We start from the raw sequence: 24,514 nt of genomic DNA on the forward strand, positions 1-24,514 counted from the left end.
CAAGGAGTGCGCAATGAGCGTCGTCGAGCAGGCCCGGCGGGCCCGGGACGCGGCGGAGGCCCTCGCCGTCGCCACCCGTACGGTCAAGGATGCCGCGCTGCACGCGATGGCCGACGCGCTGGTGGCGCGTACGCCGGAGATCCTCACCGCGAACGCGGCGGACCTGGCGGCCGGGCGGGAGGCGGGGCTGAGCGCGGCCGTGCTGGACCGGCTCGCCCTCGACGCGGGCCGGGTGGCCGGCATCGCCGACGCGTTGCGTGAGATGGCCGCGCTGCCCGACCCGGTGGGCGAGGTGGTCCGGGGTTCGACCCTGCCCAACGGGCTGGAGCTGCGGCAGGTCCGGGTGCCGTTCGGGGTGGTCGGGATCATCTACGAGGCCCGGCCGAACGTGACGGTGGACGCCGCCGGCATCTGCCTGAAGTCCGGCAACGCGGCGCTGCTGCGCGGGTCGTCGTCGGCCGCGCACTCCAACGCGGCGCTGGTGGCGGTGCTGCGCGACGCGGTGGACGGGGCCGGCCTGCCGGCCGACGCGGTGCAGCTGCTCGACGCCACCAGCCGCGACTCGGTCAAGGAGCTGATGCGGGCCCGGGGCCTGGTCGACGTGCTGATCCCGCGCGGCGGCGCGTCGCTGATCCGCACCGTGGTCGAGGAGTCGACGGTGCCGGTGATCGAGACCGGGGTGGGCAACTGCCACGTCTATGTGGACGCCGCCGCCGACCAGGCCAAGGCGGTGGCGATCGTCCTGAACGCCAAGACCCAGCGCCTCTCCACCTGCAACACCGCCGAGTCGCTGCTGGTGCACGCCGATGTCGCCGACGGGTTCCTGCCGGTCGTGCTGGCCGCGTTCGCCGAGGCCGGGGTGACCGTGCACGGCTCCCCCGAGGTCGCCGCGTACTCCCCCGCCGTGGTGGCGGCCACCGACGAGGACTTCGCCACCGAGTACCTCTCGGCCGACATCTCCGTCGCCGTGGTCGGCTCGCTCGACGCGGCGGTCGCGCACATCCGCCGCTACGGCACCGGCCACACCGAGGCGATCGTGACCGACTCGCAGGCCGCCGCCCGGGAGTTCGTGGCCCGGGTCGACGCGGCGGCGGTGATGGTCAACGCCTCCACCCGGTTCACCGACGGCGGCGAGTTCGGCTTCGGCGCGGAGATCGGCATCTCCACCCAGAAGTTGCACGCCCGGGGGCCGATGGGGCTGCCCGAGCTGACCTCCACCAAGTACGTGGTGACCGGGGACGGCCACCTGCGCTGAGCGGACCGCCCCGGCCCGCCCGGCCCGAGCGGAACCGCGCCATCCGGGAACGGGCGACCGGGGACGGTCACGCCCGGGGCCAGTGGCCCGCAGCCGGGCGCTGCGGGCCCGGGGTCACCAGGTGCCGGGCTCGTCGTCGGCCGGCGGGACCACGCGGGCCCGGCGCACGATCGGTGAGCCGGGCGGGGCGACCGGCCCGATCGGGCGGCAGGCACGGATCGCGGTGAGCGTGGTGTGCACGTCGAACTGGTGGCCGTCGTCGCTGCTCCAGCCGCCGTCGCTGCGCTGGGTCTCGGCGAGCCGCCTGCGGGCCGACACCAGCACCCACTGCTCCTCGCCCACCTCCACCCGACGCAACGTGGCGGCCAGCGCGGCCACGTCGGCCGGGGACAGCTGCGGCATCCGTTCGGCCAGCACCGCCTGGATCCGGGCCGACTCGTAGTAGAGCTGCTGGCGGTGCAGCACCGCCGCGCTCAGCCAACCGGCGGCGAGGAAGGACGGCCAACTGCCGTCCGGGGCGAGTTGCCCGGCCAGGGCCTGCGCCGCCGCCTGCACCACCCCGGCGTACGCCCCGCCGACCCGTTGGTCCAGCGGGCCTGCGGCGCGGGCGTCCCGGCCGGCCACGCTGAGCCAGAACGCGGCGTTGGCGGAGAGGTAGAGCCGGGCCTCCGGGTCGCCCGGGGTGGCCCACTCGGGGGCGCTGCCGGCCAGCCTCGGGTCCTCGTCCCAGCCGCCGTCGGGCAGTTGCCGGGCGGCCAGCCAGTCCAGGGAGCGCCGGGCGGCCGGACGACCGAGCGCGCCGAGATCGTCCAGCTCGGCCAGGCGGAAACAGGTGGCGTCGATGGACGGCACGTCGCCGCCGAGAAGCGCCGGCCAGCCGCCGTCGACGGTCTGCCCGACCTCGGCCGCGTCGAGCAGGTCGGGGGGTACGGGCGCACCGGTGCGCAGCCGGGACAGCCGGGCACGATCCACCGCGTCGCCATGCGCCACGACGAAACCGATCGCCGCATCCAAGTCCACCACGGCGCAGACGCTACCGGCGCGGACGCGATCCCGCCTCGGGGAATCGGTCGGGGCCGGGGGCGGTTCGTCGCCGGCCCCGGCCCCGACCACCGGTCAGTACGCGGGCAGCGAGGGATCGATCTGCTTGATCCAGGAGAGCACCCCGCCCTGGACGTGCACCGCGTCACGGAACCCGGCCGCCTTCAGCGCGGCGAGCGCCTCGGCCGAGCGAATCCCGGACTTGCAGTGCAGCACGACCTGCCGGTCCTGCGGGAGCTTCGCCAGCGCCTCGCCGGAGATGATCTCGCCCTTGGGGATCAGGGTGGAGCCGGGAATCCGGACGATCTCGTACTCGGCGGGCTCCCGGACGTCGACCAGGAAGATGTCCTTGCCGGCGTCCTGCCACTCCTTCAGCTCGGTGGCGGTGATGGTCGAGTCGACGATCGCCTCCTGGGCCTCCTCGGAGACCGCGCCGCAGAAGTCCTCGTAGTCCTCCAGCAGGTCGGTGACCGTGGGGTTCTCCCCGCAGAGCACGCAGTTCGGGTCCTTGCGGATCTTGATCCGGCGGTATTCCATCTCCAGCGCGTCATAGACCATCAGCCGGCCGACCAGCGGCTCACCGATCCCGGCGAGCAGCTTGATCGCCTCGTTGACCTGGATCGAGCCGATCGACGCGCAGAGCACACCGAGCACGCCGCCCTCGGCGCAGGACGGCACCATGCCGGGCGGCGGGGGCTCCGGGTAGAGGCAGCGGTAGCAGGGACCGTGCTCGGCCCAGAAGACCGACGCCTGGCCGTCGAACCGGTAGATCGACCCCCAGACGTACGGCTTGCCGAGCAGCACCGCCGCGTCGTTGACCATGTACCGGGTGGCGAAGTTGTCGGTGCCGTCGACGATCAGGTCGTACTGGGCGAATATCTCCCGGACGTTCTCCCGGTCCAGGGCGGTGTTGTGGATCTCCACCTGGACCAGCGGGTTGATCTCGCGGATCGACGCGGCGGCAGACTCGGCCTTGGACCGGCCGATGTCGGAGACGCCGTGGATGATCTGGCGCTGGAGGTTGGACTCGTCGACGGTGTCGAAGTCGATGATGCCGAGCGTCCCGACCCCGGCGGCGGCCAGGTACATCAGGGCCGGCGAGCCGAGGCCGCCGGCACCGACGCAGAGCACCCGGGCGTTCTTCAGCCGCCGCTGCCCCTGCACCCCGACATCCGGAATGATCAGGTGACGGGAGTAACGGCGGATCTCGTCAACGGTCAGCTCGGCGGCGGGTTCGACGAGCGGGGGCAACGACACGGTGGACTCCCCGGTGATCGGCTGGTGGCGAACCGAGCCATTGTCGCTCGGACGACCACCGCCCGGCCATGAGCAGTGACACCCCGTCCGACATACGGGAGGGGAATAACTCAGCTGCCGGGGATCAGCTCGCCGGAGTAGCGGGAGCCGTCGACGTACGGCCAGGCGTTGGCCACGCAGCCGTCCAGCCCGTATGTCTGCTGCTGCATCACCGGTGCCGGCTCGCCGGGGCCGGGGCAGGCCTGGTGCTCCTCGCCGAGTTCGTGTCCCACCTCGTGGTTCACCACGTACGTCCGGTAGACCGACAGCGGGGCACCGTAGTCCGGCACGGCGTCCATCCAGCGGGCCAGGTTGATGATCACCCGTCCGGGTAGCCGGCAGGAGGTGTAGCCCTCGGTGTCCAGCCCGCCCTCGGCGCACATCCGCTCGGAGGTGGCCGGGGTGGCCAGATAGATCGTGAAGTCGGCGGCGGCGGCCTCCGGGACCCGCCGGAACCGCAGTTCGCCGGAGCCGATCCAACTGTGGGGATCGCCCAGGGTGTCGTCCACGGCGGCGGCGAACGCGTCCACGTCCTGGCCGGTGCCCTGCTCCACCTCGATCCGGTAGCGGTACAGCGGGCCGTCGGAGCCGTACACCTCGGAGCGGCCGTCGGCGGCGGTGAAGCGGCCGGGTCCGCTGCGCGGGTAGCCGGTGGTGGTCGGGTCGCCGTCCGGTCGCCCGCCGCCCGGCCCGTCGGTGGGCCGTCCGCCGCCGGCCCCGTCGGCCAGTCGTCCGGCGACCGGCGCCGGGGTGCCCGCCGGGTCGTCCGGGTAGAGCCCGACGAACCCGCCCGCGCCGAGCAGGGCCAGGCCGAGCAGCGCGGCCCGGCGGCGACGGCGCAACCGGCGGCTGCGGTACGGCTCGCGTGCCGACCCGCCGTGCCCCGCTGCGGCGTGGCGCGATCCGCCGTACCGGTGCCCGGCGTGCGGGTCGGTGTGCCGCAGCATGGCGTGCGGGTCGGTGGCGCGCGGGTCGGGCCGGCCGGCGGCCGGCGGCTCCGGGTGCGCGGCGGAGTCGGTCGGGGTGCTCACCCGTTCAGCATGGCAGACTAATCGGTCATATCTGCTTTATTGCCACATATTACGAGAGCATGTTTCACATCCCCCGGAACGCCCCCACCGCCGACGGGTCAGAGCGCCGGGCCGGCGTACCGACGCCCGTCCAGGTAGGGCCACGGGTTCGCCGTGCAGCCACGCAGGAACAACGACTGCTGCTGCATCACCGGTGCCGGTCGACCCGCCCCCGGGCACCCCTCGTGGCGGTGCCCCAACTGGTGCCCCACCTCGTGGTTCACCACGTACGTCCGGTAGAGCGCCAGCGGCACCCCGGCCCGGACGAAGTGCGGCACCGACGTCCGCCACCGGTCCAGGTTGAGGATCACCCGCCCCGGCGCGCGGCACGACGTGTACGGCACCCCACCGACCCGGATGTCGACGCCCCCGGCCCGGCACAGCCGACCCGCCGTGCTCCGGGTCGCCAACTGGACCGTGAAGTCGTACGGCGCGTCTCCCGGCACCCGCCGCAGCCGCAACTGCCCACCGTCCACCCAACTGCCCGGCCCGGTCAGCGCCGCCTGCACCTGGTCGGAGAAGTCCCGGACGTCCTCGCCGGAGCCGTTCTCCACGGCCACCCGGTACCGGCGCAGCACACCGGACCGGCCGAGCGTCGCCCCGGCCCGGTCGTCGTACCCGAAGGTGCCCCGGCCGGCCGCCGGGACCGGCCCGGACAACGCCAACGGCGGCACGGTCGTGGTCGGGACCACCCCGCCGGGCTGCTCCGCCGACGGCATCGTGAACGGCGGCACGGGCCCGGCAGCAGTCGACGGACCGAGCAGCCCGGAGACGTCGGCGACCCCGGCCCGCCCGAGTTCGACGACCGGGCCCGTGGCCTCGGCGGCTCCCGGCGCGTAGCCGGTGGAGAACGCGGCACCGGGCGGCCCGGCGGAGGTCGCCACCGGGTGGGTGACCGGTCGACCGGCACCCGGCCGGGCCCCCGTGGTGACCGCCAGCCCGCCGGAGACCACCACCAACAGCAGCACGGTCGCCAGCACCGCCGGACGCGACCGGCCGATGACGACGGACGGGCGGCGCAGGGCCGTCCGGGGGCGGCGGATGCCACGGGACCATCGCGGACCGTGGCGCAGGAGCGCAGACATCCGGGTCAGGATGCCACCCCGGGCCGCCACGCCGCGTCACCATCGCACTCCGGCGCGTCGCCCCCGCCGGCCGGTGGCACGACGCCACCTGCGGTGGGCGGTCCGTCGACACCGGTCGTGGGCGGTCCGTCGACACCGGCGGCCGGTGGCGCGGGCGGTGGGGTCTCCGCCGCCTCGGCGAGCAGGTGCAGCACGGCGCGGGCCACCGTACGCGGCACCTCCAGCTGCGCCACGTGCCCGACGCCCGCCAGCATCATCAGCCGGCTGTCCGGGATGATCCGGGCGGTCTGCGGCGCCACCCGGACGTCCACCAGCCGGTCCTTCATGCCCCCCACCACCAGGGTGGGCGCCTCGATCGCGGCGGCGATCCGCCAGAGCGACCCCGGCCCCGGCAGGTACGACCGCAGGAAGCTCGCGACCAGCCCCCGGAACGTCCGGACGTACGCGGCGGCGTAGTGGGTCGCCTCGTAGCGGACCCGGATCTCCTCCAGCGCCTCCTGCCGACGCTGCTCGCTGATCCGGCTCAGGTCGGCCACGCACGCCTCCATCGCCTGCCGGGCCATCACCTCCGGGGCCAGTTGGGCGAGCCGCCAGGCGGCCAGCCGCTCCCCGCGCGGGATGGCCAGCAGCGGCAGCATCCGCCCCTGCAACGAGCGGCCGAAATTGAGGAACGGCAGGGCCGGCGAGATCAGCGTCAGGGTCCGCACCAGGTCCGGCCGGCGACCGGCGACGTGCACCGCGACCGCCCCGCCCAGCGAGTTGCCGAACAGGTGCACCGGGCCCCGGCCGGAGTGCTCGATCCAGCGCACCACCCGGTCGGCGAAGGACGGGATGGTGTACCTCAGCCCCGGCTCGCTGCGCCCGAAGCCGGGCAGGTCGATCGCCTGCCCGTCGAGGCGGTCGGCGAGCAGGCCGGCGAGGTCCGTCCAGTTCTGCGACGAACCGCCCAGCCCGTGCACGTACAGCGCCGGTTCCGCGTCCGGCCCGGTGGCCGGGGTGTCCCGGACGTAGGTGACCGTGCCGTCGAGGCGTACCGGCCGGCCGGGCCAGGGTGGGGGCAGCCGGTGCGGGGGCAGGTGCTCCTCGGGCCAGAGGGCGGCGCGCTTCATACCGGCAGTGTTACCGCCCTGCCCCCTCGCCGACAACGTGCCAGGTCAGGCGAGCAGTGCTTCGAGGCGACGGTTGACCGCCGCCAGGGTCGCCCGGACCACCGCCTGACGCGGGTCACCGGCGACCAGCGCCGAACCCGCCAACTGCTCCACCCAGCCGTCGCAGACCAGCAGCACCACCACGGTCGCCACCTCGCAGTTGCCGAACGGCACCACGGCGGCGTGCTCGACGAAGCAGCGTCCCCGCTCGGCGGTGCGCTCGGCGTGGCGCAGCAACTCGTCCACGGCCGCCGCGGCGGCCACCGCGCACAGCCGCAGCACGTAGCCGTCCACGGCCGGCCCGGTGGCGTGCCCGGCCGCCGGCTCACCGGCGGTGAGCAGGCGTACCTCGACGTTGGCGTCCAGGCCGAAGGTGCTCACCTGGACGTGGTCGATCACCACCCGGGGCCCCGGCACGCCGCCGGTGTCCAGCGGTCGCGAGGGCGCGGTCTCCGTCGTGGTCATCTGTCCGCCGGAGTACGACGCGTTGAGGGTGGCCGGGCTGCCGGTGGGTGGCAGCAGCGCCCCCGGAGTGGCCTCCTCCACGCTGGCCCGACCCCGATGGGTGGGCTGCCGACGTCGCCGGGGCACTCCGGACACGGTCGGTGACTGCTCGGCGGGCTGCTCCTCGCCGTCCCAGACCGCCCCGTCGGCACGTACCCCGGTGGCCGGTCGCTCCGGGCCGGGCCGGGCGGGCGGCTCCCCCACCGACCCGGCGGGATCACCGGTCGGGCGCTCCTCGACCGGGGGCGGCGGAACAACGGGCGGCACCACGGCGGACGGCGGGGCCACCGGCGACACGGCGGCGGGCGGCTCGACGGCGCGGGCCCGGCCGGTCGGGGCACCGCCCCGGTTCGGGTCCCCCCGGTCGGCCTGGCTGAACTCGTCGCGGCCCCGGGGGTCACCCGGGCGCGGCTCACCGGCACCCGGGCGCGGCTCACCGGTACGCCGGCGCAGTGGCGGCGGCACCGGGGCACTCGGCTCTCCGGGCAGGTTCTGCGGTGCCGCGGCGAGGCCCATCCGCTCCTGGAGCAGGCGGGCCACCAGCCGGCTCACCTCCGCCGGGTCCGCCCCGTCGGACAGGTCGAGTCGCAGGCTGTGCGCCCCGGCCGGGGTACGACGCAGCGCCGCGTCCCGCACCCCGGCCACCTCCCGTACGGCGTCCAGGATCGCGTTGACGTCGAAGCCCTCGGGGCGTTCCCGCAGCGGGGCAGGCTCGTCGTCCCGACGCAGGTGGGTGGCGATTCGGGCGAGCTCCGGGGTCTCTGCGGGGGGCTCCACGGCTGGCGGCTCCGGCACGACGGGCACGTCCGGCTCGGCGGGGACGCGCTGCGGCAGCACCGCCATGCCCCGGTCCGGCTTCCGCTCGTCCACCACCGGCTCGGTCGTGGTCAGCGGGTCAGGGGCGGATCGGCGCGCCGCGTAGGGGGGTGCGCTCGTCGGGACGGGCGCGGGGGGAATCCGGTCCAGGCGGCGTGGCCCGCTCGTGACGGGGGCACCGACGGCGGAGACGGGGGGCTCCGGCGGGTGGCCGGGAAGATCAGTGGGGGCGGCCGGCTCGGTCGGCACCGACCGGAGTCGGAACGGCTGATCGGCGCGACCGGGCGAGGTGGCCGGCCGGGTGGCCGGTTCGTCCCGAGGGAGTCGGAACGGCTGATCGGCGCGAGCGGCGGGCGGCAGACCGGTGCCCCGTTCCCCGCCGGGGCCGGCCGGCGGCCCGAGGGGTTCGGTACGCGACAGGGGCGGCACGCCGCGCGGCTCGTCCCGAGGGACGGGCGGCATACCGGGCGGCTCGTCCCGTGGCAGGCCGGCGAACGCGTCGTGGGCAGGAGGTGGCGGGCCGGTCGGCGCGTCGCGCGGCACGGGTGGCATGACGGGGGGCGCATCGGCGGGTGGGCCCACGGCCCAGGGGGGCCGCTCGGCCGGCCGGTCCGGCGTACGCGACCGCCCGGTCGGGGGCAGCTCACCCGCCGACCGGTCACGATCGGGCCGCTCCACCCGACCCGGCCAGTCCCGGCCGGACTGATCGGGCCGGTCCCGGTCGGGCCACTCCCGCTCGGTCCGGTCGGCCCACTCCTGCTCGGTCCGGTCGGCCCACTCCTGCTCGGTCCGGTCGGCCCACTCCTGCTCGGTCCGGTCGGCCCACTCCCGCTGCACCGGATCGGACCAGCCCCGCTCGGGCCGCTCTGCCCGACCGCCATGGTCCACCCAGTCCGGCCCGGACCGGTTCGTACGGTCGGCGTAGTCCCGCGCGGACCGGTCGGCGTAGTCCCGTCCGGACTGGTCGGAGAAGTCCCGTCCGGACCGGTCGGGGCGGTCCGCGGAGTCCCGCTCGGGCAGGTCGGCGCGCTCGGGCCAGTCCCGCTCGGGCTGTTCACGGTCGCGACCGGTGCGGTCGGACCAGTCGGGCTCGGGGTGGTCGGTGCCGGGGCGACCCGGGGCGGACCGGTCGACGACCGGCGCGACGGTCGGCTGATCCCGACCGGGCCGGGCCACCACCGGCGGCGTGGGCTCCGGCAGCGCCGGTGGGGTGACCGGCTCGGAGCGGGTCAGCTCGTACGGGCGGGGCACCTCCGACCGCACCGGCTCGTACGGGCGGGCGGGCTCGGCACGCACCGGCTGGTACGGGCGGGCGGGCTCGGCACGCACCGGCTCGTAGGGGCGGGCGGGCTCGGCCGACCACTCCGCCGCCCGTTCGGCGCGAGTCGGGCGGCCGACGGGCGGCTCCTCGTCCCGCGACCAGGAGGGCGCCCAGGTGCCACCCCAGCTCGGCCGGTTCCAGCTCGGGCCGGACCAGTCCGGCTCGTCCGGTCCGACGCCCGGTCGACGCCCGGCGGAGGACTGCTCCCCGCCGTGCTGTTCGGCACCGTGCTGCTCAGCACCACGAGGATCGGCACCACGAGGATCGGCATCGGCACCACGGGGATCGGCACCGGCGGTCGGCTCGGTGGGGGCGAAGCGGTCGGCCCCGCGCGGCCCGCCCTCGGTGGGAAAGCGGCTGCTCCAGTCGCGGGGGCCGTCGGTCGGGGGCGACCCGGCCTCGCCCCGCTCGGGGGCGTGGAAACCGGGGGGCACCTCGAACCCGGAGGCGGCGGTGCCCACCGGGGGGACCTGCACGGCCGGCGGGGCCGAGGTGGGAAGGCCGCTGCCGGGCCAGGGGCCGCGCCGGGGTGCGGCGGGATCGTCCGAGGAGTGCCGGGCAGCCTCCGGATCGTGCGGCGGCTCGGAGGGGGACGCCGGCCGCTGGGCCGGCACGACCAGTCGGTCACCGCCGGTGAACCCAGGGTCGTCGGCGGGGTGACCGGGCCCGCCGGGCGGGGCGCTCACCGGACGACGCAGGGGGGCCGGGAAATCCGGTGCCGAGTCGTGACCATTGCGGTGGGCCCGACCGTTGCGGTGGGCGTCCTCGCCGGCCGGTGGAGTGGGGAACGGCGCAGGCAGGTCACCGTGTCGGGACGGCTGACCACCCCAGCCGGCGGTGGGGTCGGGCCGGTGCCACGGTGATGCCGACTCCCGGTATCCCGGGGCGTCGGTTCCGCCGGACCACCCGGTCGCAGGTGCCCACCCACTGACGGAACGGGCCAGGTCGTCCTGCTGACCCGTACCGTCGTCATGCTCTCCCGGGGTGGCGGCACCGGGTTGCCCTGATTCACTCACCGCGCGCTCCTTGGTCGCCCCCGCTGAGGCTACCGTGTGGTGACAGTGGCGATAAGTTACAGCGGCGGGCCAATTCCGGGGCCGGGGCGAGTGCCCTGACCGGTACGGGGTGAAAGTGCCGGCTGGATGACGAAACTCGGAGGTTCCCATGACCGCTGTGGGGAACGGTGCCCAGACTGCCGGCCGGCCCACCCGGCTGCCCCGCTCAGCACGCCGTAAGCAGCTACTCGCGGCGGCTCAGGAGGTGTTCGTGGCCCAGGGGTACCACGCCGCCGCGATGGACGACATCGCCGAGCGGGCGGGGGTTTCCAAGCCGGTGCTGTACCAGCACTTCCCGGGAAAGATGGATCTCTACCTGGCGCTGCTCGACACGCACTGTGACGCCATCGTCGCCAAGGTGCACGACGCGATGCGCGGCACCAACGACAACAAGGAGCGGGTCGGCGCGTCGGTGCGCGCCTACTTCGACTTCGTCGACCACGAGAGCGAGGCGTTCCGGCTCGTCTTCGAGTCGGACCTGCGCAACGATCCGGCGGTCCGGCAGCGGGTGGAGCGGGTGGAGCAGGGCTGCATCGCGGCGATCACCGACACCATCATCTCGGACACCGGCGTCAGCCGGGCCCATGCCGAGCTGCTCGCCTCCGGCCTGGTCGGCGCGGCCGAGACCGCCGCCCAGTTCTGGCTGGCCGGTGGCCGGCAGGTGCCGAAGGCCGAGGCCGAGGCGCTGGTCGCGGCGTTGTCCTGGCGGGGCATCGCGAGCTTCCCGCTCCAGGGTGAGTCGGCCTGAACATCCCGCCCCGAGATCGGATAGCCTTCGAATCGGCGGCTATCTCGCCCACCTGAGGAGGCACAGTGGAGGTCAAGATCGGCGTGCAGTACGCGCCGCGCGAGCTGGTTCTGGAGAGCGCGCAGTCGCCGGCCGAGATCGAGCAGATCGTGACCGACGCCTTCGCCAAGGTCGAGGGGACGCTGTCCCTGACCGACGAGAAGGGTCGACGGGTCATCGTGCCGGTCGGCAAGGTCGCCTACGTCGAGATCGCCGAGGCGTCCCCCCGCTCCGTCGGGTTCACCGTTCGCTGAACCGGTCCGGCCCCTGCGGCGGGTGATCCCGCCGCAGGCCGGACCCGGCGGGTAGCGGATCACCGACCGTGTCGATGCCGGTCACCGTCCCCGGTCCGCGCTCCGGCCAGCGCCACCACCGGTGACCTAACAGTGACTCAGGTCACAATTTCCACCCCCGGCGAAAAGCTGGCCGTCCAGGTCAGGGGTGTGTGCCGACCTGCTCGGGTAGGATGAGGTAGTTGCCGTGGGCGCCGATCTGATCGAAGTCCTGCCCACGGCGCGCGTGCGGCCCGGTCCGGCGCGGCGATTCTCCGCCGCCGATCGCGTGGCCCGCGTCATACCGAACGCGCCCTGAGGACAAAACGGGGCGCACCACGAGAGGGCACCCCCAGATCCAGATGAGCGAACAGATTCTCGACCAACTGGAGGGCCAGGAACTGGTCCCCACCGCCCCGGTCCGCCCGGAGGCCCCCACGTTCGCCGCGCTCGGCGCGCGGCCCGAGACCGTCGAGGCCCTGGCCGCGGCGGGCATCACCCGCGCCTTCGCGATCCAGGAGTACGCGATCCCGATCGCGCTGCGCGGCACCGACATGATCGGCCAGGCCCCGACGGGCACCGGTAAGACCCTCGGCTTCGGCGTGCCGCTGCTGGATCGGGTCCTGGCGCCGGGCGAGGGCAGCGACGGCGTGCCCCAGGCGCTGGTCGTCGTACCCACCCGCGAACTGGGCATCCAGGTCGCCAAGGACCTCGCCGCCGCCGGGCGGACCCGGGGCGTGCGGGTGCTGCCGATCTACGGCGGCGTGGCGTACGAGCCGCAGATCGACGCGCTGCGCAAGGGCGTGGAGATCCTGGTCGGCACCCCCGGCCGGCTGATGGACCTGCAGAAGCAGAAGCACCTGCGGCTGGACCGGGTCCGCGCGCTCGTGCTCGACGAGGCCGACCGGATGCTCGACCTGGGCTTCCTCGACGACGTCGAGAAGATCCTGGCGATGCTGCCGGAGGACCGGCAGACCATGCTCTTCTCGGCCACCATGCCGGACCCGATCGTCACCCTCTCCCGACGGTTCCTGCGTCGGCCGGTGACGATCCACGCCGGGCACACCGCCGAGACCGGCCCGTCGCCGCAGACCCAGCAGCTGGCGTACCGCACCCACTCGATGAACAAGATCGAGATCGTGGCGCGGATCCTCCAGGCCGAGGGGCGCGGGCTCACCATGATCTTCACCCGTACCAAGCGGGCCGCCGACCGGGTCGCCGAGGACCTCGACTTCCGTGGCTTCGCGGTGGCAGCGGTGCACGGTGACCTGGGGCAGGGCGCACGGGAGCGGGCGCTGCGCGCGTTCCGGGCCGGCAAGATCGACACTCTGGTCGCCACCGACGTGGCCGCCCGGGGCATCGACGTCAGCGGCGTCACCCACGTCATCAACTACGACTGCCCCGAAGACCAGGACACCTACACCCACCGGATCGGTCGTACCGGTCGGGCCGGGGCGACCGGTGTCGCGGTCACCTTCGTCGACTGGGACGACATGCCCCGGTGGCACATCATCGACAAGACGCTCGGCCTGGACATGCCCGAGCCGCCGGAGACGTACCACACCTCTCCGCACCTCTACACCGACCTGGACATCTCGTCCGAAATGACCGGGACGCTGCCGACCGCCGAGCGGACCCGCGCCGGGCTCTCCGCCGAGGTCGAAGAGGACCTGGGCGGCCGTTCCCGCCGGGGCGAGACCGGCAGCCGGGGCCCCCGACGTGGTGAGGGCCGGGGCCGTGGTGACAGCGGCGGTCGCGGTGACAGCGGTGGCCGAGGCACGACCGGCGGTCGCGGCGAGCGGCGGCGGGGCCGCCCCGACACCGACGCGCCGGACGCCACCGAGACGCCCGTGGAGTCCGCCGAGGAAGGCACCCGTACCCCGCGCCACCGGCGTCGCCGTCGGGCCGGCGAGGTGGTCGTGGGCGAGGCGACCGCGGTGACCGGCGGGGAGTCCACCGACATCCCGGCGGGCGCGGACACCGAGCCGGCCGCCGCAGCCTCCGGACCGGCCGGCGACGGCGAGTCGACCCGGCCGCGTCGCCGTCGGCGTCGCCGTGCCGGCACCGGCACGGACACGCCGGCCGAGGCCAGCGCCGACTGACTGGCACCACCGACATCCCCCGGCCCGTACGGACGGCCCGGGGGATGTCGCGTTTCCGCCCGGTGCGGGCGCCAGCGGGTCATCTGTGCGGACCAGCGTGCGGGCGCCAGCGGGTCAGTGGTGCGGACCAGCGTGCGGGCGCCAGCGGGTCGGCCGTGCGGACCAGCGTCACCACCATCCCGGCCCCGAAGCCGGGCCGAACCCAGCCCGTAGCCAGGCCGTCAGCCTCCGTTCGGCCCCGGAGACGAGCAGACCCAGGTCATCCCCGAACTCCGGTTGGTGCGGGGGCACCATGATCAGATTGCGATTTCGCGTACTCGCATCGGCGGGTCGTCGGCAAAACTGCAATCTGATCTTGAGACCACTCCGAGTCTGCGCGGGTGAGGAGCAGACCGACTCCGGGTTTGCCGCGAGATGCCGCCGGTGCGGGGCGGCCGGTGCGGGGCGGCCCGAGTGCGGGGCGGCCCGAGTGCGGGACCGACCGGGCGGAAAGGATGATGGACCGATGCCGGAATCGTTGGACGCCGCCCTGACCGAGGTCCGGGCGTTGCTGCTCGACCCCGCCCTGACCCGTGCCGTCGCCGCCGGCCGACGCCGTGGGCAGCGCCCCTCCCTGGTCCGCGCCGAGCTACGCCCGGTGGCCCTCAAGACCGGCCCCCGGTTGCAGATCTCCACGTCCGACGGCGTCCGGCCGTACACCCGGAACGTGTCGCCGGGCGCGGAGGCCGACGCGGCGGTCGACGCGCTGCTCGCCGAGCCGTTCGGCAACTGGCACGTGGAGACCACCGGGGCGACCCTCCAGCTGCGGGTGACCAAGTCCGGCGAGGCCCAGGTGCACCGGGCCGCCGCCAGCCGCCCGGTGACCGGGCCGGTGGGGCACGACCGGGTGAAGGAGTACCTGCTCGATCCGGGGGACCCGATCTTCGCGGCGATCGGCGGCAACGCCGCCAAGCGGCGGCAGGTCGACGCCTTCCTCCGTGCGCTGGCCGCCACCCTCCCCGACGATCTCACCGGACGGCTGAGGGTGGTCGACCTGGGCTGCGGCAACGCCTACCTGACCTTCGCCGCCTACCGGTACCTGACCGGTCGCGGGCTGGACGTGGAACTGGTCGGGGTGGACGTCCGGGAGGATCAACGGCAGCGCAACACCGAACTGGCGGCCCGCCTCGGCTGGGCCGACCGGGTCTCCTTCGTGGCCGGCACCATCGCCGACGCGGTGGTGGAGCCCGCCCCCGACCTGGTGCTCGCACTGCACGCCTGCGACACCGCCACCGACGAGGCGTTGGCCCGGGCGGTGCGCTGGGACGCCCGGTGGGTCCTCGCCGCGCCGTGCTGCCACCACGACCTGGCGGCACAGCTACGTACCCGGCCGACGCCGGCCCCGTACGAGTTGCTGACCCGGCAGGGCATCCTGCGGGAGCGCTTCGCCGACGTGCTCACCGACGCGCTGCGGGCCGGACTGCTGCGGGCGCACGGCTACCGGGCCGAGGTGGTCGAGTTCGTCGACTCCCGGCACACCCCCCGTAACCTGCTGATCCGCGCCCGCCGTACCGGCGCGGGGGTCGCTGCCGGGGTCAACAGCCCTGGTGCGGGGGCCGCCGCCGGGGCCGACAGCACCGCCAGTGACGGCGGCACCGGCGGCGAGCAGCAGTGGGCCGAATACCAGCAACTGGTCGACCAGTGGCAGGTCACCCCGCGCCTGTCGACCCTGCTGGACGACCGGCCCACGCCGCCCGACGGGGTGTGAACCGGGCTCAGCGCCGCCGCCTGCCGGGTCGCTCCCCCGTCCCCCGGTCGAAGACCGACGAGATCCGCTCGCGCGCCCCACGCTCGTCCTCGCCGAGCGGGGTGGGGAACGGCACCACCGTGCCGGACGTCTCGGCGTTGCCGGCGGCGGCGAAGGCGTTCCAGGAGATGTCGACCAGGAGCCGCTTGAGTTCGGCGTGCCGGGCGGCGGCGCTGCGTTGCAGGGCCAGCCGCACGCCGAGCACCACCCCCACCAGCGTGGTGGTGACGGCACCGGCGGCGGCCAGGACGTGCGCCCCGGTCACCCCGTCACCGGTCAACACCAGCACCAGCAGCCAGGTCCAGAAGCCCAGGGCGAAGACCGCCGCTTTGGCGACGAAGAAGAGGCTGACCACACCCGGGCGATGCGGCACCGGACGGTCGGGCTCGGCCATGCTGCCCCTCCTCGGTGGTACGGAACGAATCGTGAACCGCAGATCTTCATGAGTCGGTGACAACTGCCGCCGCTCGCGCCCGCCGGCCACCGGGGCCACCACCTGCCCCGCAACTCTCCGACGGCCTAGTCGTCGGAACGGACGGACGGACGGACAATTGTCACGACGTCCCGTGGTACTACCCTCGAAGGGCGCACCGGACACCCGACTCCCACCGGAAGGGGACGATCTCACCGGCATGGGTTCGACAGAGGTTTCACCACAGATGGCGTTCGCGCGTTTCGTGCGACGGGCCATCGACGACGCCCGTGACGAGCGGGGTTGGACGGTGAGCGACCTCGCTGCCCATACCGGGGTCGGTCGGTCCACCGTCTTCCGTTGGCTCGCCGGCGACTGGCAGGACTATCCCGAACTGGCCAAGGTGCGCGGTTTCTGCGCCGCCCTCGACCTGCCGGTCGCGGCGGCCTTCCGGGCCCTCGGCCTGCCCGACTCGGGGCCCACCCCCCGCCGCCGCGCCGACGACGGCCCGGTGGAGGCGGACGTCCGGGTGATCCTCGACCGGCTGGCCGATCCGACGGTGCCGGCCGAGGAGAAGCACCACATCCGCGACCTGCTCCGCTACCTGGCCCGCCGCCCGGTCCGCCGGGCCGGCTGACCCCCTACGGCTGACCCCCTCCGGTTGGGCCCCTGCGGCTGAGCCCCGGCGGCTGCCCCTCTCCGGCTGAGCTTTTCGGCTGGCCCCTTCATCGGGCCGGGTGAGCCGCTCCGGCTGAGCCGCTTCGCCGGGCCGGGCAAGCACGCGGGATCGGCAGCGCCGCGCCGGGCCGGGTGTGCCGGTGGACGGGGTCAGCGGACCGTGAGCGTGAACTCGGCGGTCCGCACCACGCCCGCCACCTGGAAGTCCAGGTACATCCGGTAACTGCCGGGGCCGGGCGCGGTCAGCCAGAACGTCACCGTGTCGGTGGCCGGCCCGGGTCCCGGGTGCACGTGCAGGTAGCCCAGGTCGCCCTCGCGCAGGGCGACCAGATGCCCGTACGCGCCGAGGTAGCGCTCCAGGGTCGCCGGCTGCCCCGCCCCGTCCCGGACCCGGAACCGCAGCGGTACGGCGGCACCCACCTGCGCCGTGCCCTCGTAGTCGACGGTGAACCCGGCCACGGTCGCGCGGGTGGCCGGGGCCGGCAGCGGGCGGGGCGTGTAGTCCCCCGGAGCGACCAGGTCCACGCCCAGCGTGGCCGGGGTCTGCTGGCCGTCGTCGGCGAGCGCGGTGAAGTCCGTGTACGCCCGCCAGACGCCTGGCTGCGGCAGGGTCAGCGGGATCGACCAGGTGCCGTCGGCGGCCATCGTCGGGTGCAGGTGCTGGAAGCCGGTGAGGTCGCGGCGGACCACGACCAGGTGCATCGGCTTGTCGTGCACGATCGCGAACCGGGTGACCGGCCGTCGCTGGGCGTCCCGGATCTGGAACCGCAGTTCACCCGCCCGCCCGGCGACGAACTCCCCGCCCGACGGGGTGAGCGTGTAGCCGCCGGAGGTGACCGACAGGCCGGTGGCCGCGTCGCCGCCGGACTGTCCGGCGGTGCCGTCGTGCTGGTGCGCCCCGGTGCCCGGCGCGTGGGTGTGGTCACCGGTGGCGGCGGTCGCCACCGTACGGTCGATCGGCCTCCCGTTGGCCCGGCCGAGACCGAAGCCGAGCAGGACGGCGAGCACCAGGCCACCCACCACCAGCGCCAACCGCAGCGTGGCCCGGTCCGGTCCGACCGCCGACGCCCCGTCCCCGGCCGAGGTCCCGCCTGCGGACAGCACCCATCCGCCGGGCTCCACGGCGCTCCCGCCGAGGCCCCGTCCATCCCGGTCCACCGGCTCCGGGGTGCTCCCGTCGACGCCTGGGCCCTCCCGGTCCACCGGCTCCGGGGTGCCCTGGTCGGTGGCCGGTCCGCCGCTACCTGCCGGGCCGGCGGGCCGGGTGACGGATCGCTGGTCGGCCATCCGCCCACCGTACCGTCGACCCCGTCGGCACCGGGGCGACGGCCGGACACCGTGGCGACGGTCGCACTACGGCCGGCCGGGGAACTGATTCTCGTCGGCCCGCCACCGACCGGTCGGCCCACCACTCGGATCGGCCCACCGCTGTCGGCCGGGTCAGCCGGATGTCGGTCACCTGCGGTGGACCGCCTGCCGCCGCGATCGACCCGAGCCGGGTCAGCCGGTTGTCCACCGCCTGCCGTGGCCGCTCGCCGCCGTCATCGGCCCGGGCCGGATCAGCCGGCGACGGCGAGGGCCAGGGGGAGGACGTCGGGGGCACCGGCCCGGCGCAGCAGGCGGGTTGCCATCGCCATCGTCCAGCCGGAGTCGACCAGGTCGTCGACGAGCAGCACCGGACCGTCCAGCCCGGCCAGCGCCCCGGCCACCTCGTCGGGGACGGTGAAGGCGTCGTGCAGGGTGCGTACCCGCTGGGCGCTGTTGCCGCGCGGCCCGCCGACGCCGGCCGGGCCGGTGGGGGTGACCAGGCCGAGCAGCGGGAGCCGACCGACCGTGGCGATCCGCTCGGCGAGCGAGGCGACCAGGGTCGGATGGCTGCGGGAGCCGACCGCGACCACGCCGGACGGGCGGCGCGGCCACGGGTCGTCGCCGTGGGCCCACGCCTTCAGCACCTCCACCACGGCCGCCGCCACGTCGTCGGGGACCGGGCCGTCGGCCGTGTCCGGGCCGACCAGGGCGCGCAGCCGGCCACCCCAACCCAGGTCGGACAGCCGCCCCACTGCCCGGCCGGGCAGTGCCTGCTCCGTCGGCGGAATCCGCCCCTTCAGCGGTACGCCGACCGCGTCGAGGCCGGTCGGCCAGAGCTTCTTGGGGGCGATCTGCACCCCGGGGCGGCCGAGGAAGGTCTGCGCGGCGGTCAACGCGGGGTCGGAGACGTCGGCGGTGAACAGTGGCGCGGCACAGCGGTCACACCGGCCGCAGTCGTCCGCCCCGCTGTCGTCCAGGCAGTCCCGCAGGTAACGCATCCGGCAACCGGGCGTGCTGGCGTACTCGCGCATGGCCTGCTGCTCGGCGGTGCGGGCCTGGGCGACGCGACGCAGCCGGGCCTCGTCATAGGTCCAGGGCTCGCCGGTGGCGAGCCAGCCGCCACGGACCCGGCGGACCGCGCCGTCGACGTCGAGCACCTTGAGCATCAGTTCGAGGCGGGTACGGCGCAGGTCGACGATGGGTTCCAGGGCCTGGGTGGAGAGCGGCCGGTCGGTGTGCAGGGCGGCCAGCACGGTGCGCACCTGGTCCTCGGGCGGGAAGGCGAGCGAGGCGAAGTAGCGCCAGATGGCGGCGTCCTCGACACCGGGCAGCAGCAGCACCTCGGCGTGTTCGACGGCGCGACCGGCGCGGCCGACCTGTTGGTAGTAGGCGATCGGCGAGGGCGGCGCACCGAGGTGCACCACGAAACCGAGATCGGGCTTGTCGAACCCCATCCCGAGCGCGCTGGTCGCCACCAGAGCCTTGATCTTGTTGTCGAGCAGGTCCTGTTCGGCGGCGCGACGGTCGGCGTCCTCGGCCTGGCCGGTGTAGGAGGCCACCGACCAGCCGCGCCCCCGCAGGAAGTCGGCGGTCTCGGTGGCCGCCGCGACGGTGAGCGTGTAGATGATCCCGGAGCCGGGCAGCACGTCCAGGTGGTCGGCGAGCCAGGCCAGCCGGTGCGCCGGGCTGGGCAGGTCGAGCACGCCCAGCCGCAGCGACTCCCGGTCCAGGGTGCCCCGCAGCACCAGCACGTCGGCCCGTCGCCCACCGGCGTCGGCGGGCGACGCGGCTGGATCGGCGGTCGATGCGACGCCGTCGGCGCGAGTTCCGGCGGGCGACGCGGCGCGGTCGGCGGAGGATGTGGCGCGGTCGGCAGGGGGTGGGGTCGGTTCGGTGCCGAGTTGCTCGGCGACGTCCCGGGTCACCCGCTCGTTGGCGGTGGCGGTGGTGGCGAGCACCGGGGTCCGCTCGGGCAGGTTACCCAGAAAGGTACGCAGCCGGCGGTAGTCGGGCCGGAAGTCGTGCCCCCAGTCGGAGACACAGTGCGCCTCGTCCACCACCAGCAGACCGGTGGTGGCGGCCAGCCTCGGCAGGACGGTGTCCCGGAAGTCGGGGTTGTTGAGCCGCTCGGGGCTGATCAGCAGCACGTCGACCGCCCCCGCGTGGATCTCGGCGGTGATCTCGTCCCACTCGTCGAGGTTGGCCGAGTTGATGGTGCGGGCCCGGATGCCGGCGCGGGCCGCCGCCTCCACCTGGTTGCGCATCAGCGCCAGCAGCGGCGAGACGATGACCGTCGGGCCGTGCTCGCCGCGCTCGCGCAGTAGTGCGGTGGCCACGAAGTAGACCGCCGACTTGCCCCACCCGGTGCGCTGCACGCAGAGCACCCGCCGCTGGTCCACCACCAGCGCCTCGATGGCCCGCCACTGGTCCTCACGCAGCCGGGCGTGCGCGCCGGCCAGCCGCCGCAGCACCCCCTCGGCCCGCTCCCGCACCGCCACCCGATCCTGCTCCACCCGCTCCCGCACCTCCACCCGCCATTCCTACCACCCCGGCCGGACACCCCGACCCCTCACGCAGTTGATCAAGAGGTTTACGTAAAGATCCGCGCTCAGGGTGACGCAAACTTCTTGATCACCGGGGCGGGCGGGCGGTCACCGGGGGTGCCGGGTGGGAGGGGTGGTGGGGTGGGGGGTGCAGTCGTCGTGGTGGTCGGCTGGGCGTGTGCAGCGCCGGCCGGGTGTCAGTGGTCGGTCGCAGAAGACCCAGTGGCGTACGGACTGGGCGTCCTCGCGGGACACGGTGGTGCCGCCCCGGTCGACGTCGGACAGGAAGCCGAGTGCCCGGGTGATCGCCCGGGCAAGTCCCTGGGCGGCGACCAGATCGTCGGCGGCCACCGGCAGGTGGACGACGAACCGTTCCCGGCTCACCACCGCACGCCCGGCTGACCGACAGTGCAGCCTGTCCGGGTCACCACCGCACGCCCGTGCTGCTCGACGGCGAAGCCTGTCCGGGTCACCACCGCATGTCCGACGTGAAGTGGGTCCGCCAGGAGCGTAACGCGCGCTTGATCCGTTGGTTCTCCTCCCTGGTCAGGGCCAGGTCGCGCCGGGCCGCCGCCAGGTCGGCGGCCACCCGGTGCAGGAAGGCGTGCACCTCCACCGGGTCTAGCCCCCGCTTGACCAGGCCGAACTGTCGTTCCTCGACCTGTCGGGCGGTCAGCGGCCGACACGCCTGCGAGCGGTACCAACCACCGTTCGGCGGGCGCTCCGACCAGCGTCGTCCCGCCCGGCGACGGTGCGGACGAGGTTCCAGGCGATGACACAGGGGGCGGGTAAGGCCGCGCCACGGGCGGTGGCCGGATCGACCGAGCCACGGGCGGCGGAGCAGGGACAACAGGATGTGCATGGGTCACCTTCCGGGTCGCGTTCCATTCGGTGCAGTGGAAGGTGACCCGGCCCGCCGATAGGGGACGCGGACCGGGTCACCGGCCTCGGGACCGCAGCCCTGTTCGGCGGTACGGCCCCGGAGCCAACCCTGGGTGTCCGCCCCCGAGGTTTGCCGAACCAACCGGAACCGGACACCAGCAACCTACACCAGTATCTAGCGGTAGTCGACATTCAGTTATCGGAGCGTCGACAACTTGTTGCAGTTACTTGTGTAGGTAGGGCAAGATCAGGGATGCCGAACCAACCGGAGTCCTTGCCATGCCCACTGCGCCCGCGCCCTACAAGGTGATCGCCAACGACTTCACCGCAAAGATCAAGAGCGGTGAACTGAAACCGGGCGACAAGCTGCCCTCGACCCGTCAGATCGCCGACCAGTACAGCGTCAGCATGAACACCGCCTATCGGGCGATGTCACTGCTGCACGACCGCGAGCTGATCACCGGGCAGCCCGGTCGTGGCACCTACGTCGCCCAGCCCTCGACGCAGTAACCCGCCCGCCCCGGGGTCCGGAGACCTCGTGACGTCCACGATCAGGGGCCGCCCGGCCAGCGACACACGTGGCACGCCGAGCCGTTGGACCTGATGACGTCAGCGGATCAGACGATTCGTCGAGGCGCTCCGGGCCGGCATTCCCCCGTCCACCGCTGTGGCTTTGATCCTCGTCGGTCGGGGCTTCCCGGGCTGCCCCGGCTGGTCGGGATCGACGTGGGGGCCGGTCCGTTAGGGTGGGCCGATGCGGCGACTCTCCGAGGAGACGGTCCTGGCCGTCGGCAGGCTGACGTTGGCCGCGACCGAGCTGGAATACCTGCTCGCCGGCATCGGTGCAGGTCAGGCCGACGACGGCGACCTCGCCGCGATCTTCACCGCTCCCGGCGAGCCGTTGCAGGTGGCGCGACGCCGCGCCCAGCTGGCCTCCCCGGACCACCGTGCCGAGTTCGTCGGGCTGGTCGAGGCTGCCGCGACGTACCTCGTGCAGAGCCGGACGGCCGTACGCGCCCTGTGGTTCGACGGTAACCGCGTCGACGCGGCGACCTTCGACGAGATCGCCGGCCTGGTCCTGCGCTGCCGGGACCGGCTCCAGGCGCTGCACGACGACCTGACCCACCGCGCATCCGCGCCACCCCGCACCCGTTGACCGCCCGAGCGGGCCTCCACCGGCTCAGTCGGTGGATTGTGGAGAGTTGTTGCGGCCCAGGCCCAGGCGACAACAACTCTCCACAATCTGACAACCTGGACCACCCGACGTCCGTGCTACCCCGATCGAGGTAGTCGCTCCCCCAGCGTGCGCACGGCGGTCGACGACATCGCCGCCAGTTCGGGCTGGGCGGGCAGGAAGACGGTGGGGACGCCCAGCGACTGGTTCATCGCGGCGAGCCGGCATTCGACCTGCAGGTCGGTGGTGTTCCGCACACCCCGGACGATCACTCCCACCTGGTGGCGAAGGCAGTAGGCGGAGGTCAGCCCGCGCCAGGTGGCAACGGTGACAGAGGTCCATCCGGCCGGCAGCACGGCCCGGACAGCGGCGGCCCGCTCCTGCTCGTCGACGCCCGGATTCTTGCTGCTGTTGACCGCGACGAGCACGACCACCTCGTCGAAGAGGGTGCGTGCCCGGTTCACCACGTCCAGATGCCCGGGGGTGAAGGGGTCGAAGCTGCCGGGATAGACGGCACGCACGCGTACCCGACCGGGAGTTCCTGCCGGGGGCGGCCCGTCGATGCCCATGCCCCGACTGTAGGTTCCGGCCGTCACCACGTGCCAGCGAGACCATGTGTCGCGGCCGCACGACTCCTGGCCGGTCCGGGATCGCGCCTGGGCGAAGTCGCCCTCTTGATCCACTCCTGTGGGCCGATGTAGCGGTGTCCCGCCGCCCGGGACACCGCTACATCGGCGACATTGAGTTGATCAAGCACCCGACCAGACCCGGCCGGGGGCGGGCGGTCAGCGGGCGGTCAGCGGGCGGTCAGCGGGTGGACAGGCCGGCGCGGGCGGCGACGGCGGTGTCGGGCTGGTCGGCGAAGACGCCGTCCAGGCCGAGGCGGAGGAAGAGTTCGTACTCGGCGGTGATGTCGCCCCGGGCGTTCGGGTCGGTGCCGATCCGGAAGTCGACCGGGAGGAACTGGTTCTCGGCGCGGAACGTCCAGGCGTGCACCACCAGCTTGTGCCGGTGCGCGTCGCGGATCACCGTGGTCGGGGCGAGCAGCTTGCCGGTGGCGTCCCGGGGGACGATCAGGTTCTTGTTCAGACCGACCCCGTCGGCGTACTGGGCGATCCCGCGCAGGCCGGCGGCGGTGGCCAGGTCACGGTAGGTGCGCGGGTCACCGGCGGCGGCGAGGTCGTACGGCTGGCCGGTGGCGTCGAGGAGCTGGACCAGCGGCACGTCGATCATCCGGTCGAGCTTGCGCAGGTTGCCGGTCTCGAAGGACTGGATGAAGACCGGGTCGTTGCGGTGGTTCAGCTTGTTGCGGCGCAGCACCGCGACCAGCGGCTCCTCCAGCGGCAGCCCGATCGAGGCGAAGTAGCTGGGGTGCTTGGTCTCCGGGTAGACGCCGATGGTGCGGCCCCGCGCCTTGGACTCGGCGCGGGCCAGGTCCAGCACCTCCTGGAAGGTGGGCACCTCGAACCGGCCGTCGAACGCGGTGTTCGCCACCCGCACCTGGGGCAGCCGCTCCTTGGCCCGCAGGGTCTTCAGCTCGGCCAGGGTGAAGTCCTCGGTGAACCAGCCGGTGACCGGCACCCCGTCGATGGACTTCGTGGCCTTGCGGCCGGCGAACTCCGGGCGGCCCGCCACGTCGGTCGTACCGGAGATCTCGTTCTCGTGCCGGGCGACCAGCACACGGTCCCGGGTGGAGACCAGGTCCGGCTCGATGTAGTCGGCCCCCAGCCGGATCGCCAGCCGGTACGCCTCCAGGGTGTGCTCCGGGCGGTAGCCGCTGGCGCCCCGGTGGCCGATCACCACGGGCCGGTGGGTGGCCCGGTCGGCGCGGTCGGCGCGGTCCGCGTCGTCCTCGCGGGCCGAGGCCGCGCCGGGCACGGCCACCGGAACGGCGACGGCCACGGCGAGCAGCGCGCCGGCCACACCGAGGGCGGAAAGGGTACGTCGCAACGCGGTCTCCTTCGTCGAGGGGCACCCCG

The 24,514-nt window shown here is 74.2% G+C and carries 21 protein-coding genes; 8 read left to right on the top strand and 13 right to left on the bottom strand.

Annotated features, from left to right (window positions below; all coding sequences use genetic code 11):
- The first annotated feature begins 13 nt into the window (after window positions 1-13).
- Window positions 14-1,255: a glutamate-5-semialdehyde dehydrogenase gene (locus GA0070216_RS09210; RefSeq protein ID WP_091242186.1), complete on the top strand. Its 1,242-nt coding sequence runs from the start codon at window positions 14-16 to the stop codon at window positions 1,253-1,255.
- Between the two features lie 114 nt (window positions 1,256-1,369).
- Here the strand turns inward: GA0070216_RS09210 and GA0070216_RS09215 are convergent, their stop codons facing one another.
- The 6 genes from GA0070216_RS09215 to GA0070216_RS35350 all read right to left on the bottom strand — a co-directional run bounded on the left by GA0070216_RS09215 (window position 1,370) and on the right by GA0070216_RS35350 (window position 10,552).
- Window positions 1,370-2,278, bottom strand: coding sequence for a prenyltransferase/squalene oxidase repeat-containing protein (locus GA0070216_RS09215; protein ID WP_176738886.1), 909 nt, complete (start codon window positions 2,276-2,278; stop codon window positions 1,370-1,372).
- A gap of 93 nt (window positions 2,279-2,371) precedes the next feature.
- A complete protein-coding gene (moeZ, locus tag GA0070216_RS09220; protein WP_091242191.1) occupies window positions 2,372-3,553 on the bottom strand; it encodes an adenylyltransferase/sulfurtransferase MoeZ in 1,182 nt (393 codons plus the stop codon).
- 110 nt (window positions 3,554-3,663) lie between these two features.
- On the bottom strand, window positions 3,664-4,623 hold the full coding sequence (locus tag GA0070216_RS09225; RefSeq protein WP_245722377.1) for a DUF3152 domain-containing protein: 960 nt from the start codon (window positions 4,621-4,623) through the stop codon (window positions 3,664-3,666).
- Between the two features lie 98 nt (window positions 4,624-4,721).
- Window positions 4,722-5,747 (bottom strand): DUF3152 domain-containing protein, encoded by a 1,026-nt coding sequence (locus GA0070216_RS35345; RefSeq protein ID WP_245722378.1) that lies wholly within the window; start codon window positions 5,745-5,747, stop codon window positions 4,722-4,724.
- Between the two features lie 5 nt (window positions 5,748-5,752).
- Window positions 5,753-6,856, bottom strand: coding sequence for an alpha/beta fold hydrolase (locus GA0070216_RS09235; protein WP_091242195.1), 1,104 nt, complete (start codon window positions 6,854-6,856; stop codon window positions 5,753-5,755).
- 45 nt (window positions 6,857-6,901) lie between these two features.
- Window positions 6,902-10,552 (bottom strand): hypothetical protein, encoded by a 3,651-nt coding sequence (locus GA0070216_RS35350; protein WP_245722379.1) that lies wholly within the window; start codon window positions 10,550-10,552, stop codon window positions 6,902-6,904.
- Between the two features lie 148 nt (window positions 10,553-10,700).
- On the opposite strand from GA0070216_RS35350, the gene GA0070216_RS09245 reads away from it, so the two are divergent.
- The 4 genes from GA0070216_RS09245 (at window position 10,701) to GA0070216_RS09260 (ending at window position 15,499) form a co-directional block, all read left to right on the top strand.
- On the top strand, window positions 10,701-11,339 hold the full coding sequence (locus tag GA0070216_RS09245) for a TetR/AcrR family transcriptional regulator (protein WP_091242199.1): 639 nt from the start codon (window positions 10,701-10,703) through the stop codon (window positions 11,337-11,339).
- Window positions 11,340-11,404: 65 nt separating this feature from the next.
- Window positions 11,405-11,632, top strand: a complete 228-nt coding sequence (locus tag GA0070216_RS09250; protein ID WP_091242202.1) for a DUF3107 domain-containing protein — start codon at window positions 11,405-11,407, stop codon at window positions 11,630-11,632.
- Window positions 11,633-12,012: 380 nt separating this feature from the next.
- The gene (locus GA0070216_RS09255; RefSeq protein ID WP_091242205.1) at window positions 12,013-13,752 is read left to right on the top strand and encodes a DEAD/DEAH box helicase; all 1,740 of its coding nucleotides are present in this window, start codon (window positions 12,013-12,015) and stop codon (window positions 13,750-13,752) included.
- 505 nt (window positions 13,753-14,257) lie between these two features.
- On the top strand, window positions 14,258-15,499 hold the full coding sequence (locus GA0070216_RS09260; RefSeq protein ID WP_091242209.1) for a class I SAM-dependent methyltransferase: 1,242 nt from the start codon (window positions 14,258-14,260) through the stop codon (window positions 15,497-15,499).
- 7 nt (window positions 15,500-15,506) lie between these two features.
- Here GA0070216_RS09260 and GA0070216_RS09265 read toward each other — a convergent pair whose 3' ends face one another.
- Window positions 15,507-15,932 carry a hypothetical protein gene (locus GA0070216_RS09265; RefSeq protein ID WP_091242212.1) on the bottom strand — a complete coding sequence of 142 codons (426 nt, stop codon included), beginning with the start codon at window positions 15,930-15,932 and terminating at the stop codon, window positions 15,507-15,509.
- Window positions 15,933-16,170: 238 nt separating this feature from the next.
- Here GA0070216_RS09265 and GA0070216_RS09270 point away from each other — a divergent pair, with 238 nt between their 5' ends.
- Window positions 16,171-16,587, top strand: coding sequence for a helix-turn-helix domain-containing protein (locus GA0070216_RS09270; protein ID WP_091242216.1), 417 nt, complete (start codon window positions 16,171-16,173; stop codon window positions 16,585-16,587).
- 191 nt (window positions 16,588-16,778) lie between these two features.
- On the opposite strand, the gene GA0070216_RS09275 is transcribed toward GA0070216_RS09270, so the two are convergent.
- The 4 genes from GA0070216_RS09275 to GA0070216_RS09290 all read right to left on the bottom strand — a co-directional run bounded on the left by GA0070216_RS09275 (window position 16,779) and on the right by GA0070216_RS09290 (window position 21,341).
- A complete protein-coding gene (locus GA0070216_RS09275; RefSeq protein WP_245722380.1) occupies window positions 16,779-17,915 on the bottom strand; it encodes a hypothetical protein in 1,137 nt (378 codons plus the stop codon).
- A gap of 272 nt (window positions 17,916-18,187) precedes the next feature.
- Window positions 18,188-20,449 (bottom strand): RecQ family ATP-dependent DNA helicase, encoded by a 2,262-nt coding sequence (locus GA0070216_RS09280; RefSeq protein ID WP_091242708.1) that lies wholly within the window; start codon window positions 20,447-20,449, stop codon window positions 18,188-18,190.
- 138 nt (window positions 20,450-20,587) lie between these two features.
- The gene (locus tag GA0070216_RS09285) at window positions 20,588-20,863 is read right to left on the bottom strand and encodes a hypothetical protein (RefSeq protein WP_091242711.1); all 276 of its coding nucleotides are present in this window, start codon (window positions 20,861-20,863) and stop codon (window positions 20,588-20,590) included.
- 85 nt (window positions 20,864-20,948) lie between these two features.
- Complete coding sequence (locus tag GA0070216_RS09290) at window positions 20,949-21,341, bottom strand: DivIVA domain-containing protein (protein ID WP_091242220.1); 393 nt, start codon at window positions 21,339-21,341, stop codon at window positions 20,949-20,951.
- Window positions 21,342-21,640: 299 nt separating this feature from the next.
- Here GA0070216_RS09290 and GA0070216_RS09295 point away from each other — a divergent pair, with 299 nt between their 5' ends.
- Window positions 21,641-21,871 (top strand): winged helix-turn-helix domain-containing protein, encoded by a 231-nt coding sequence (locus GA0070216_RS09295; protein WP_091242223.1) that lies wholly within the window; start codon window positions 21,641-21,643, stop codon window positions 21,869-21,871.
- A gap of 244 nt (window positions 21,872-22,115) precedes the next feature.
- A complete protein-coding gene (locus tag GA0070216_RS09300; RefSeq protein WP_091242227.1) occupies window positions 22,116-22,517 on the top strand; it encodes a hypothetical protein in 402 nt (133 codons plus the stop codon).
- Between the two features lie 116 nt (window positions 22,518-22,633).
- Here the strand turns inward: GA0070216_RS09300 and coaD are convergent, their stop codons facing one another.
- A complete protein-coding gene (gene coaD / locus GA0070216_RS09305; RefSeq protein WP_091242230.1) occupies window positions 22,634-23,104 on the bottom strand; it encodes a pantetheine-phosphate adenylyltransferase in 471 nt (156 codons plus the stop codon).
- A gap of 238 nt (window positions 23,105-23,342) precedes the next feature.
- Window positions 23,343-24,485 (bottom strand): glycerophosphodiester phosphodiesterase, encoded by a 1,143-nt coding sequence (locus tag GA0070216_RS09310; RefSeq protein WP_091242235.1) that lies wholly within the window; start codon window positions 24,483-24,485, stop codon window positions 23,343-23,345.
- Between the last annotated feature and the right edge of the window lie 29 nt (window positions 24,486-24,514).

It is taken from the genome of Micromonospora matsumotoense, assembly GCF_900091525.1.
In the GTDB taxonomy this organism is placed as follows: Bacteria; Actinomycetota; Actinomycetes; order Mycobacteriales; family Micromonosporaceae; genus Micromonospora; species Micromonospora matsumotoensis.